Raw genomic sequence first — 11,685 nt, 5'->3', positions numbered from 1 at the left:
AGAAGGGGGCGTGGGCGCCGGATGAGGGGTACGCGTAACGAAGTGTAGCGCGATCCGAGCAAAGCGAGGAGCGACCCAGTTCGCGGAGAGATATCCCTCATCCGCCCTTCGGGCACCTTCTCCCGCAAGGGGAGAAGGTGAAAGAGCATCGCCTGTCAGTTCACTGCCCGATCAGCCCCACCGTCACCGCATCCTCCACCCCATCGTAATACCGCTCCAGCACCCGCCGGAACGGCGCCGCATCCTCCGCCGCATGCGCAAACAGCGTCATCGACGAGCGCAGCTTCACGTCATCCGGCGAGCCGAAGATCTCATGCGCCGACTTCCCGGCAATCCCGCCAACGATCCCCGCACACTCGACCAGCCGCGCCCCCAGCAGCGGATGCGCCAGATACGCTCGCGCCTCCTCGAGATCAGCGATGCCGAAGCGTAAAGCCGTGGCGCTGCGGCCGAGCGCCCTGAGCTGCGGGAAGATGAACCACATCCAGTGCGTCTGCTTCCGCCCGGCACGCAACTCGGCCAGCACCTGGGCGTAAACCGGCTCCTGCGCGGTGACGAAATGCTCGAACATGCCCGAGCCTAGCACGCACCAAACCCAGGCGGACTGGAACTCCCGAACACCTCGCGAAGTTTTTTCATCGTGCGTGTCGATTCCCGATTTCACCGCTCGTCGTGAAGTCAGAAGGCGCGAGGGACGCGCCGACGACAACAGGAGAAACGACCATGAAGACCGCCCTTCTCGCCGCCGCCTTTGCCCTCGGCTTTGTCGGCGTTGCCCAGGCCGAAACTGCGAAAATCAACGGCCTCGACATGTACTACGAGGTGCATGGCGAAGGTGAGCCGCTGGTGCTGCTGCACGGCGCCTACATGTCGGTCGACAGCAACTGGGCCGGGCTGATCCCCACCCTGGCCAAGGACCACAAGGTGATCGCCGTCGAGCTGCAGAGCCACGGCCACACCAGCGACCGCGATACCCCGATCACCTACGAGGGCATGTCCGATGACGTGGCAGCGCTGCTCGACGAACTAAAGATCGACAAGGCCGCGCTGTTCGGCTTCTCGATGGGCGGTGGTGTCGCCATCCGCTTCGCCATCGATCACCCCGAAAAGGTCACCCGCATCGTCGCCGCTTCCGCCGGCTACAAGTATGACGAGGAGACCATGGGCCCCGATTTCATGAAGATGATCGAGGGGATCACGCCCGAGATGTTCGCCGGCAGCCCGTTCGAAGGCGAGTTCAAGCGCCTGAACCCACACCCGGAGAATTTCCCGGTGCTGGTCGACAAGCTGAAGCAGCTCGACCTCACCACCTTCGACTGGTCGGCCGATTTCGCCAAGATCAGCGTGCCCTCGCTCTATATCTACGGCGACGCGGATATCGTCGGGCTCGACTATATTGCCAAGCACCACCAGGCCGCCGGCGGCCTCGTCAACGGCGACATGCTCGGCTTGCCCAAGACCCAGCTGCTGGTCCTCCCCGGCACCAGCCACATCAACGTGTTCTTCAACCCGGCGAACATCGAGATCATGAAGGCCGTGGTCCCGGCCTTCCTCAAGCAGGAACTCCCGGCCAAGCCGAGCTTCCCGGGCTAAGCGACGGTGAGTTGAGCGAGAGAGGCCGGCGGGAAACCGCCGGCCTTCGTCGTTGTCTGGCCTGGGTTGAGGTTCCCCCCACATCGTGGCTCACCCCTCATCCGGCGCTGCGCGCCACCTTCTCCCCGACGGGGAGAAGAATAGATCGAGCGGGCGGCGCCTCTTGTTCCTCTCCCCGTCGGGGAGAGGGTGGATCGCGCGAAGCGCGAGACGGGTGAGGGGTGGCGGGCGCCGGGCGAACCGCAAATCTGCTCCAGTTCGCGCACCCGGTGCATCACTGCTGACAGCCTTTGTCAGCATGCCCCAGGCAAACCTTGTCACATCAGATAAGGAGACCTCCGATGAGCACCATCGCCACCTGTTACTGCGGCGGCACCCGCATCGAGCTGCCCGAGGCGCCGACCGAGGCGACGCAATGCACCTGCACCTGGTGCACCAAATCGGGCGGCCTCTGGGCCTATTACGACGTCGGCGGCCCGCGCATCCTCTCCGACACTTATGGTGCGGTCTATTCCCCGGTCAGCCCGCTGCACGAGCACCACTTCTGCACCCGCTGCGGCTGCACCACCTACGGCGTCAGCCCGGACTATTCGCTCGAGGACACTGCGGTTCCGGAGCGGAAGAAGATGGCCATCAACGTCAAGATCCTCGACGACTACGAGCTGATGCAGTCGCTGCCGGTGAACGTCATCGACGGCCGCAACCTGTGGTAGCCGAAAATGCTACGGGCGGCCGAAGCCGCCCGCCGATTCAATGGCTGGCTGGGGATCAGAAGCCCCAGTTGAGGCCGACGGTGACCTGATGGGCGGTGAGGTGGAGTTCGCCAGTGCCGCCGCCAGTGGTGTAATCGGCATTGCCGTAGTCGCTGTAGCGATAGGCGAGGTCGACCGAAAGGTTCTCGGTGGCGGCGAGCTCGACGCCGGCGCCGGCCGTCCAGCCGGCATGGATGGCATCGTCCTCACCAGCGCCGAGGCCGACGGCTTCGACATTGTTGTGCGCCACGGCGAGACCAGCCGTCAGGTAGGGGAGGAAGGCGCCACCGTCGAAGCCGATACGGCCGCGCAGCGAACCCTGCCAGTCGAGGGTCGAGGTGACGCTGCCGAACGGCGGCTGCACCAGCGTGTCTTTGATGTCGGCCCAGGCGATATCGCCGACCACGCCCAAGACGATGCCGTTATCCAGCGTGAAGTTGGCGCCGGCGTTGACGCCGAGCAGCCAGCCGGCCGGCTCGGGGGTCAAGAGGCCCGGGGGTGCATCATCGACGCTGAGCTCGCCCCAGGCATAGCCACCGAACACACCGATAAAGGCGCCGTCCCAGTTGCCGCTGGCCTGGACCACGCCGGCTTCAACCGGGGTGTCGATGATGAGATCGGCCGCCGAAGCCGAGGAAATGGCCTGCGCCGAGACGCCTGCAGCCAGGAGAAGCATAGGCTTGTTCATTGGAGCCCACCCAAAAAGAGTAATCAGTATGCAATCCCAATGGCATAGCCGCGCCTTGAACGGGAGTGCCGGGAGCTCGAAATTCCAGTTTCGCGGGGGCTTGATAACGTGAGCATCACGACGTGATGGAAGCGGCAGTTGGGTTCGGGGAGGGCGCGTTGAGGCACAGTCGGTGCAACCGGCGCCCCCTCGCCCCTCTGGGGAGAGGGTCAGCCAAGCACACAGCGCCATCAGTTATCGCTACCGTGTCGGCTCAATTGGCGCGCTTGGCGCCCCTCACCCCATCCCTCTCCCCAGAGGGGCGAGGGGGCGACGCGGCTTGGCCGGTGCATAGGTCCTAGCTGGGCGCTCGACTCACCAAAAACCACCGACGTCATTCCCGCGCAGGCGGGAACCCAGTGCGCACTCTCAGCACCCGCTGGCGCTGCAGCATCCCACTGGGTTCCCGCCCACGCGGGAATGACGCCGGTGATAGGAGGTGAGCGCCTCAGAGGCGCATCGCCTCAGTGCCGCGTCTTGCCGTCCTCTTCTTCCTCGAACAGCTCGGCATTGGCCGCATCGGCCGACAGCCGCACCTTGTCCCCCTCGACGGCGGCGACGAGGATGCCGGGCACATAATGGTGATGCCCCTCATGGCTGCCACCCGGCGCCTCGGCCTTGGTGAGCTTGATCCGCCCACCCTCAACCCGATCCACAATCCCCACATGCACCCCATCGGCGCCAATGACTTCCATATGCTCGCGGATACCGGAAAGGTTCGACATGACACTGCTCCTTGGTTGCTGGAGCAGGGGGAACGCATGGGGGCGGGGATGGATGCGGGAAGGGATGCTCGCGAACGATGAGAGTTGACGCCGTGAGGACAGCAGCGAGACTGCTCGCAACCCGGAGTCTCACCTTCATGGCATCGCAGCAATCCACCATCGACTACCTCCTCGAACAACTGGCCTCGGCCGGCCCCGTCTCCGCCCACAAAATGTTCGGCGAGTACGGGGTCTACTGCGACGGCAAGATCGTTGCGTTGGTCTGTGACGACCAGTTCTTTTTGAAGCCGACGCCGGAGGGGCGAGCGTTTCTCGCCGACGCGGTGGATGAGCAGCCGGCTTACAGCGGCGCCAAGCCGAGTTTCCGGATTGCCGGGGAGCGCTGGGACGATGCGGAGTGGATGGCCGAGCTGGTGCGGGTGACGACTGCGGCGCTGCCGGTGCCGAAGCCTAAGGGGAAGAAGAAGGGCTGACTGACTTTCCGGTTGGATAGGTTCCGCGCCGGCCATGCAGCGTCGCCCCCTCGCCCCTCTGGGGAGAGGGCGGGGGTGAGGGGCGCCAAGCACGCCGGCCTCGAAGTTGCTCCGGCTCGGGCAGCCGGTCGCCCTGTGTGCTTGGCGCCCCTCACCCTGACCCTCTCCCCAGAGGGGCGAGGGGACGCGAGACCGCCACCTGTGTCATACCCCGAGGCCACCCGTTTGATGCGCCGTCGCGAGGTAGGCGTCGCCCTAATGCGCCCCGTCCCAATCCCGTGCCGCGTGCGCGTCCACCTTGATCGGCACGGTCAGCCGTACTGCCGGCTCAGACGCATTCTCCATCGTCTTGACGATCACCGGCATCACCGCATCTTCCTTGCCCTCGTCCACCTCGAAGATCAGTTCGTCGTGCACCTGCAGCAGCATCTGCGCGTCGGAGCCGGCGGCTTTCAGCGCCGGTTCCATGCGGATCATGGCGCGGCGGATGATGTCGGCGGCAGAGCCCTGGATCGGGGCGTTGATCGAGGCGCGTTCGACGAAGCTGCGCTCGGCCGGGTGCGAGCTGTTGGCGTTGGGGAAGTTCACCTTGCGCCCGAAAATGGTCTCGACATAGCCGTCGGCCTTCACCTTGCGGCGCTGCTCGGCCATGTAATCCTGGATGCCGGGGAAGCGGGCGAAGTAGGTCTTGATGTATTCGCCCGCCTCCGAGCGCTCGATGCCGAGCTGGTTGGCGAGGCCGAAGGCCGAGATGCCGTAGATGATGCCGAAATTGATCGCCTTGGCGCGGCGGCGCACTTCCGACGGCATGCCCTCGACCGGCACGCCGAACATCTCCGACGCCGTCATGGCGTGAATGTCGAGCCCCTCCTCGAACGCATCCTTCAGCGCCTGGATATCGGCGATATGGGCGAGGACGCGCAGTTCGATCTGCGAATAGTCGGCGCTGATCAGCGTCTTGCCCGCCGGGGCGACGAAGGCGGTGCGGATCTTCCGGCCATCCTCGGTGCGCACCGGAATGTTCTGGAGGTTGGGGTCGTTTGAGGAGAGCCGTCCGGTCAGCACCGAGTGCTGCGAATAGGTGGTGTGAACCCGGCCGGTCCTGGGGTTGATGTAGCTCGGCAGCGCATCGGTATAGGTGCCCATGAGCTTGGTCAGCTGGCGCCAGTCGACGATGGTGCGGGCGAGCGGGATGCCCTGCGTCGCGAGGTCTTCGAGTACGTCGGCGCCGGTCGACCAGGCGCCGGTCTTGGTCTTGGTGCCACCGGGGAGGCCCATCCGGTCGAACAGGATTTCGCCCAGTTGCTTGGGCGAGCCGAGGTTGAAGTTGGAGCCGGCCAGCTCATAGGCCTCGGCTTCGAGCGCCGCGGCCCGCTGCGCGAAATCGCCCGAGAGGCGGCTGAGAATCTGCCGGTCGACGGTGATGCCGCGGCCTTCCATCCGCGCCAGCACCGGGGCGAGCGGCCGCTCGATGGTCTCGTAGAGCGTCGTCATGTTCTCGGCCACCAGCCGCGGCTTCAGCACCTTCCACAGCCGGAAGGTGAGGTCGGCATCCTCGGCGGCATATTTCGCCGCGTCGGCGATCGGCACCTGCGCAAAGGTCTTCTGCGTCTTGCCTGAGCCGAGCAGCTCCTTGATCGACATGCCGGCGAGCCCGAGCCAGTGATCGCTGAGCTCGCCCATGGTGTTGAACTGCGGGCCATCGAGCGAATAGCTGAGCAGCAGATTGTCGTCGAACGAGCGCACCTCGATGCCGTAGCGGGCGAGAATGCCGAGGTCGTATTTGACGTTGTGGAAGATTTTGAGGATCGAGCGATCGGCGAACAGCGGTTTGATCTGCTCGAGCGCAGCGCGAAGGTCCATCTGCCCCTCAGCCATGCCGCCGCCCAACAGGTCGCCATGTCCCTCGGTGTGGCCGAGCGGCAGGTAGGCGCCGTTGCCGGGCGCGGTCGAGAACGAGATGCCGACGAGATCGGCGGTCTGGTTGTCGAGCCCGGTGGTCTCGGTGTCGGTGGCAACGATCCCCTCGGCATAGGCCGCGTCGATCCAGCGCTGCAGCTGCGCCGCGTCGCGGATGATCTCGTACTTCGAATGATCGAGCGGGATCGCCTTGATCTTTTCGTGCTCGAGCTTGGCGTGCAGCACCGGGGCGGAATCCGCCCGCCCCTCGGCCGATTGCCGCGCCGCACGCGCCTCGGCCCGGGCATTGTTGTCAAAACCCACCGGCTCGGCCGGTTTGGCCGCCAGCTCCGGATCGGCCGGCCAGGCCTCGGGGTCGGCATCGAGCAGCGTGCCGAGCCGCTTCGAGATGGCGAAGAATTCCATCGCCTTGAGGAACGGGAACAGTTTTGCCGGCTCCACCGGCTGGCGCACCAGGTCCTCGAGCGGCAGCTCCACCGGCGTCTCGCGGTTGAGCGTCACCAGCCGCTTCGAAATCCGGGCCAGCTCGGCATTGGTTTCGAGCGCCTCGCGGCGCTTCGGCTGCTTGATCTCGGCGGTGCGGCTCAAGAGCGTTTCGATATCGCCAAAGGTGTTGATCAGCTCGGCCGCGGTTTTCACCCCGATGCCGGGAACCCCCGGCACGTTGTCGACCGCGTCACCGCACAGCGCCTGCACTTCGATGACCTTCTCCGGCCCGACACCGAACTTGGCGAACACCTCGTCCGAGCCGATCCAGCGCAAAGGCGGCTGGCCGGGGCGCGGGATGGTGTCGAGCAGCCGCACCGAGCCATCCGGCTCCACCAGCTGCATCAGGTCCTTATCGGACGATACGATCGTCACCTTGCCGCCGACATCCTTGGCGAGCGCGGTGTAAGTGGCGATGATATCGTCGGCCTCATAACCCTCCATCTCGATCGAGGGCAGGCCGTAGGCGCGGGTCGCGGCGCGGGTCAGCGGAAACTGCGGCACCAGTTCTTCCGGCGCCGGCGGCCGGTGCTGCTTATATTCGGCGTAGATCTCGTCACGAAACGTCTTCGACGAATAGTCGAAGATCACCGCCATATGCGTCGGCGCGTCGTCGCCGGACAGGTCCTCGCTGAGCTTCCAGATCATGTTGCAGAACCCGATCACGCTGCCCACCGGCAGCTTGTCGCTCTTGCGGGTAAGCTGCGGCAGGGCATGAAAGGCCCGGAAGATGAAGCCTGAGCCGTCGACGAGAACGAGATGCATGAAACGATTCCGGATGTTCGGGGCCGGACCTTAACCGAGAAGCCGCCGGGGATGAACCCTGACGAACGCTGACACGGGGCTTGCGCGGGGGCAAAGCCCACAGGCATGGTCCGGCCGAGCCATGCGGGAGTCGCCGTGACCAAAGACGCGTTGGAGCCTGAGGGCTATGCCGGGCCGGTAGCGGTATTCGATGCCGAAGAATGCGCGCGCATCCTGTCGGGGTTGCGCGCTGAGCCGGGAAAGCCGCCGGCCTGGTTCAAGGGCTGGGCGGCCAGCAGCCCAGCCTTCCATCGCGTCGGCAGCGATCCGCGCCTCCTCGAGCTGGTGCGGCCAGCGCTCGGCGACGATATCGTGCTGTGGGGCGCCTCGCTGATCGTCAAGGCCGAGAGCGACATCCACCCGTTCCACACCGACGTCGAGTCGATGGCGCCGGACGGCGGCTTCGTCACCGTGTGGATCGGGCTCGAGAACACCGATCGCTCCTCGGGGCTGAAATTCGTTCCCGGCTCGCATCGCTACGGCATCACCATGCAGGAGCTCAACCACCGCGTCGGGGTGACGCGGGACGCGAGCACCGACGAGACGACGCTGGCCGCGGCCCGCCAGTACGATGCGGCGGCCCGGATCCTCCAGCCCGAGGTGCATGATGGCGAGGCGCTGGTGTTCGATGGCCGGGTCTGGCACGGCTCGCACAACCAGACCAAGGCGGTCCGCACCGCGCTGCTGCTGCAATATGCCCGCCCCGATCGCCCGGTGCGCATGCCCAAGACCTTTTCCTGGCCGATCGCGTTTCATGAGCGCAAAAAACCGCCGGTCGTGGTGGTCAGCGGCACCGGCCAGCCAGCGGTCAACCGGATCGTAGCGGCGCCACGCCGCTCGAAGGCGGTTGGCAATGGCGTGCACCTGCTGCCTCCCGCCAGACTTGGCCCGGACCTGGCCTCGTTTCCGCATTTCTGGGGCCGCACCCCGGTGCTCACCGATATCGAGGGCCACAGCTCGATCCTCGCGCCCGGCGGCAGCCCGCATCCGCTGCATCAGCACCTCGAGGAGGAGATCCTGGTGGTGGTGTCGGGGACCGCGGAGCTGCACGTTGCCGACGATGCCGCTGGAACGGTGAATGCCGAGCGCGTCCGGATGGGAGCGGGCGATTTCGCCTATTATCCGGCGCGCCTGTTCCACACGCTCAGCAATGCCGGCGACACCCCGCTGCTCTACACCATGCTGAAATGGATCAACGCCGGCAAACTCCCGAACCGCAGCGCCGCGAGGCGCGCCTTCGTCAAGGCCGGCGCTGCCATCGGCTCGGCCGCGCCGGGCATTGGCGCGCCGCTCTTTGAGGGGCGCACCCGCTGGCTCAAGCGGCTGCAGGCCCATGCCAGCACGCTGGCCCCAGGCGCGGGCTATGCGCCGCATGCTGACCGCCACGACGTGGCGATCCTGCTGCTCTCGGGCAGCGTCGAGACGCTGGGCCGCGAGGTCACGGCACCCGCCTTGTTCTACCACCCGGCCAATACCCAGCATGGCATCCGCGCCACCGGAACGGCGCCGGCCCGCTACCTGGCATTCGAACTCGGGGGCCGTCCCAGCCCGCTCGCCATTCTGGCTCAGTTGCAACAGCATCGCGCCAATCGGGCCAGCGGGACAGCGCCCCGATTGTAATCGCCCTGACGCGCACCATGTCTACGCTTCGGGTCGGGCGTCAGGGGAGAGAGTAATGCGGGCAGCCGTCTATCGCGCGTTCGGTGGGCCGGACGTGGTGCGGGTCGAGGACCTGCCCAAGCCGGTGCCGCAGGCCGGTGAGGTGCTGGTGCGCGTCCATGCCTCGACCGTCAGCGTCGGCGACTACCGCATGCGGACCCGCGACCTGCCCAAGGGGCTCGAATTCTTCGGCCCGCTGACCATCGGCATCTTCGCCCCGCGCAAAAAGATCCTCGGCATGGATTTCGCCGGCGTGATCGAGGCAGTGGGCGATGGGGTGACCCGCTTCAAACCCGGCGACGCGGTAGTGGGGTTGACCGGCATGAAGTTCGGCGGCCATGCCGAATACGTCACGCTCAAGGAAAGCGAGGCGATGGTGAAAAAGCCCGAGGGCTGGAGCTTTACCGATGCGGTGGCGCTGGTGTTCGGTGGCCACACCGTCGCCGAGTGCATCCGGCAGTGCCCGATCAAGCCGGGCGACGAAGTGCTGGTCAACGGCGCCTCGGGCGCGGTCGGCACCTCGGCGGTGCAGGTGGCGAGGCACTTCGGTGCCGTGGTGACGGCGGTGACCAGCGCCGGCAATGCCGAGCTGGTGCGCTCGCTCGGGGCAACCCACGTGATCGACTACAAAGTCGAGGACTTCACCAGGAATGGCAAGCAGTACGACGTGATCTTCGAGTGCGTCGGCAATGCGCCGTTCGAGCGGGTGGAGAAATCGCTGAAGCCGGGCGGAGCGCTGCTGCTGGTGATCATCGATCTGAAGGGCATGCTTGGCGCGGGTGGGAACAGCCGGCGCAGCGGCAAGCGGGTGATCCCGATCAACTTCAAGCCGAAACCAGAGGATGTCGCCTTCGAGATCGAGCTTGCCAAGGCCGGTGCGCTGCGACCGGTCATCGACCAGATTCATCAGCTCGATCAGGTGGTTGAGGCGCACCGCCACGTCGACACCGGACGCAAGCGCGGCAGTGTCGTGCTGCAGCTCGCCGACTAGATGTTTCGTGGTGGAAATCGTGGCGATCCCGAGTCCGTCAAGGCATTGCCCGATTTGAGTCGCTTTCGGAACAGAGTTTCCACAAGCTTGTTAATCATTGTACCGGCCATGAACGGGGCTATCGACACGCTTTCGCGCTTTGCGGCGCGTTGGCGAAGCGTGACATCTCAGCAACTTCTGGTCCGTGTCGGTGCGCCGGCAATGGCGGTACTCGGTATTGGCGCCATCGGTGCAGTGCTGGTTGGCCTGCAGTGCGGCGGATTGGACAAGTGCTTTGCCGGCAAGGCGCCGGTAGCGACCGCCGCCAGCGTCGCGCCTGCCGCGATACCGGCTGCTGTCGAAGCAGCGGTAATCGAAGAACCCGCGCCCGCGACACCGATCGCCCCAGTGACCGAAGTCGCGATGCGCACGCCGGAAGTGCCGGAAGGGGTCAAGCGGGCGCAGCGCGTCGACGCCATGATCGGCGATACTTTTGTGGCGCTCGCCTCCGATGACGAGGGTTGGCTCGCCGGCGCCGTCGCCAACGCCGCCGATGACCCCGAGACCTATGCCGAAGGCGATGGTTCCGGCCCGCCGGTGCCCGTGGACGAGACTGCCGCCGAGGCGGTGGACGCCATTGCCAGCGACACCACCCAGCCGCTGGAGCGCCCGACCCCGCTCGATGTCGCGGCCTTCGCCGAAGCGCCCACCGAGACCGCCGCGAACGTCAGGGCAGAGGCCGAGCGGAAGCTCGCCGAGGTGGCCGGCTCCGCGCCCGAGTCGACGCCCGAGCCGATCGCCAAGCCGGAGCCGGAGCCAGCCAAGGATGAGCCGGCACCCGAGCCCGACCCCAAACCGGAGCCCGAACCCGCCAAGCAGCAAGCGGCCACCTCGGGCGATACCCGCACGGTTGCCGGCTCCGGCGTCAATGTCCGCTCCGGCCCGGGCAAGTCGAATGGCCGGGTGTTCGGCCTTGCCGGCGGCGAAAAGGTCACGGTGAGCCAGAACCAGCGCGGCTGGCTGAAGATCACCGACGACCAGGGCCGCACCGGCTGGGTCTACAAGGACTATTTGAACTAGCGCAGCGGGCTTGCGGCCGCGCACCGACGTCTGCAGCGAGTGCCTTCTCCCCTTGTGGGAGAAGGTGGCCGAAGGCCGGATGAGGGGTTCTCTCCGCAAACTCGGTCGTCCCTCGTTTCACTCGGGCCGCGCGACACTTCGTGTCACGGGACCCCTCATCCGGCGCTGCGCGCCACCTTCTCCCACAAGGGGAGAAGGCAAGGCGGTGAGGGGTGGGGCAGCCCCGCGCCGGCCGGGGTTGCCCGCCTCCCCCACCCGTGATTTATTCCGCCTCCCTCACAGCCCTCCCATGGAGATCGCAATGCCCCGAGTCATGTTCATCGAGAAAGGAGCCCTTCCCCAACTTGAGAACGTGACGCGCAATGCGAACACTGAACCTTGGGATTCTGGCGCATGTCGACGCCGGTAAAACCTCTCTGACGGAACGGCTGCTTTACGCAGCCGGTGTCATCGACCGCCTCGGAATCGTCGATGGCGGCAATACCCAGACCGATAC

Annotated in this window: 11 protein-coding genes; 7 read left to right on the top strand and 4 right to left on the bottom strand. The window is 66.0% G+C overall.

Translation table 11 applies throughout. The features are described from left to right. Window positions 1-160: 160 nt before the first annotated feature. Window positions 161-571, bottom strand: a complete 411-nt coding sequence (locus VW23_RS15470; protein WP_069910445.1) for a DUF1810 domain-containing protein — start codon at window positions 569-571, stop codon at window positions 161-163. A gap of 152 nt (window positions 572-723) precedes the next feature. Here VW23_RS15470 and VW23_RS15465 point away from each other — a divergent pair, with 152 nt between their 5' ends. Further along, window positions 724-1,593, top strand: a complete 870-nt coding sequence (locus VW23_RS15465; protein ID WP_069910444.1) for an alpha/beta fold hydrolase — start codon at window positions 724-726, stop codon at window positions 1,591-1,593. Between the two features lie 341 nt (window positions 1,594-1,934). Continuing rightward, entirely contained in the window at window positions 1,935-2,306 is a 372-nt protein-coding gene (locus VW23_RS15460; RefSeq protein ID WP_069910443.1) for a GFA family protein, read from the top strand. A gap of 55 nt (window positions 2,307-2,361) precedes the next feature. Here the strand turns inward: VW23_RS15460 and VW23_RS15455 are convergent, their stop codons facing one another. Next, entirely contained in the window at window positions 2,362-3,033 is a 672-nt protein-coding gene (locus VW23_RS15455) for an outer membrane protein (RefSeq protein ID WP_176730415.1), read from the bottom strand. A gap of 503 nt (window positions 3,034-3,536) precedes the next feature. Further along, window positions 3,537-3,797, bottom strand: a complete 261-nt coding sequence (locus VW23_RS15450) for a DUF2171 domain-containing protein (RefSeq protein WP_055876270.1) — start codon at window positions 3,795-3,797, stop codon at window positions 3,537-3,539. Window positions 3,798-3,934: 137 nt separating this feature from the next. Here VW23_RS15450 and VW23_RS15445 point away from each other — a divergent pair, with 137 nt between their 5' ends. Then, window positions 3,935-4,270 carry a TfoX/Sxy family protein gene (locus VW23_RS15445; RefSeq protein ID WP_069910446.1) on the top strand — a complete coding sequence of 112 codons (336 nt, stop codon included), beginning with the start codon at window positions 3,935-3,937 and terminating at the stop codon, window positions 4,268-4,270. 255 nt (window positions 4,271-4,525) lie between these two features. On the opposite strand, the gene polA is transcribed toward VW23_RS15445, so the two are convergent. Further along, entirely contained in the window at window positions 4,526-7,441 is a 2,916-nt protein-coding gene (gene polA / locus VW23_RS15440) for a DNA polymerase I (protein ID WP_069910441.1), read from the bottom strand. A 135-nt stretch (window positions 7,442-7,576) separates the two neighbouring features. Here polA and VW23_RS15435 point away from each other — a divergent pair, with 135 nt between their 5' ends. The 4 genes from VW23_RS15435 to VW23_RS28285 form a co-directional block, all read left to right on the top strand. Beyond that, a complete protein-coding gene (locus VW23_RS15435) occupies window positions 7,577-9,100 on the top strand; it encodes a cupin domain-containing protein (RefSeq protein WP_176730414.1) in 1,524 nt (507 codons plus the stop codon). A gap of 55 nt (window positions 9,101-9,155) precedes the next feature. Then, a complete protein-coding gene (locus VW23_RS15430) occupies window positions 9,156-10,130 on the top strand; it encodes an NAD(P)-dependent alcohol dehydrogenase (protein WP_069910439.1) in 975 nt (324 codons plus the stop codon). A 201-nt stretch (window positions 10,131-10,331) separates the two neighbouring features. After that, window positions 10,332-11,189: an SH3 domain-containing protein gene (locus VW23_RS15425; protein ID WP_069910438.1), complete on the top strand. Its 858-nt coding sequence runs from the start codon at window positions 10,332-10,334 to the stop codon at window positions 11,187-11,189. Between the two features lie 362 nt (window positions 11,190-11,551). Further along, window positions 11,552-11,685: GTP-binding protein (locus VW23_RS28285; protein ID WP_141728351.1), on the top strand; the 134-nt coding region annotated here is incomplete at its 3' end.

The sequence above is a fragment of the Devosia insulae DS-56 genome (genome assembly GCF_000970465.2).
GTDB lineage: Bacteria > Pseudomonadota > Alphaproteobacteria > Rhizobiales > Devosiaceae > Devosia_A > Devosia_A insulae.
The sequence above is the reverse complement of the archived record's forward strand: the minus strand, read 5'-3'. Positions and strand labels throughout refer to the sequence as shown.

Excerpts from the sequence above, each read along its gene's own strand:
- VW23_RS15470 (WP_069910445.1), bottom strand. The coding sequence starts at position 571 with ATGTTCGAGCATTTCGTCACCGCGCAGGAGCCGGTTTACGCCCAGGTG.
- VW23_RS15465 (WP_069910444.1), top strand. The coding sequence starts at position 724 with ATGAAGACCGCCCTTCTCGCCGCCGCCTTTGCCCTCGGCTTTGTCGGC.
- VW23_RS15460 (WP_069910443.1), top strand. The coding sequence starts at position 1,935 with ATGAGCACCATCGCCACCTGTTACTGCGGCGGCACCCGCATCGAGCTG.
- VW23_RS15455 (WP_176730415.1), bottom strand. The coding sequence starts at position 3,033 with ATGAACAAGCCTATGCTTCTCCTGGCTGCAGGCGTCTCGGCGCAGGCC.
- VW23_RS15450 (WP_055876270.1), bottom strand. The coding sequence starts at position 3,797 with ATGTCGAACCTTTCCGGTATCCGCGAGCATATGGAAGTCATTGGCGCC.
- VW23_RS15445 (WP_069910446.1), top strand. The coding sequence starts at position 3,935 with ATGGCATCGCAGCAATCCACCATCGACTACCTCCTCGAACAACTGGCC.
- polA (WP_069910441.1), bottom strand. The coding sequence starts at position 7,441 with ATGCATCTCGTTCTCGTCGACGGCTCAGGCTTCATCTTCCGGGCCTTT.
- VW23_RS15430 (WP_069910439.1), top strand. The coding sequence starts at position 9,156 with ATGCGGGCAGCCGTCTATCGCGCGTTCGGTGGGCCGGACGTGGTGCGG.
- VW23_RS15425 (WP_069910438.1), top strand. The coding sequence starts at position 10,332 with ATGGCGGTACTCGGTATTGGCGCCATCGGTGCAGTGCTGGTTGGCCTG.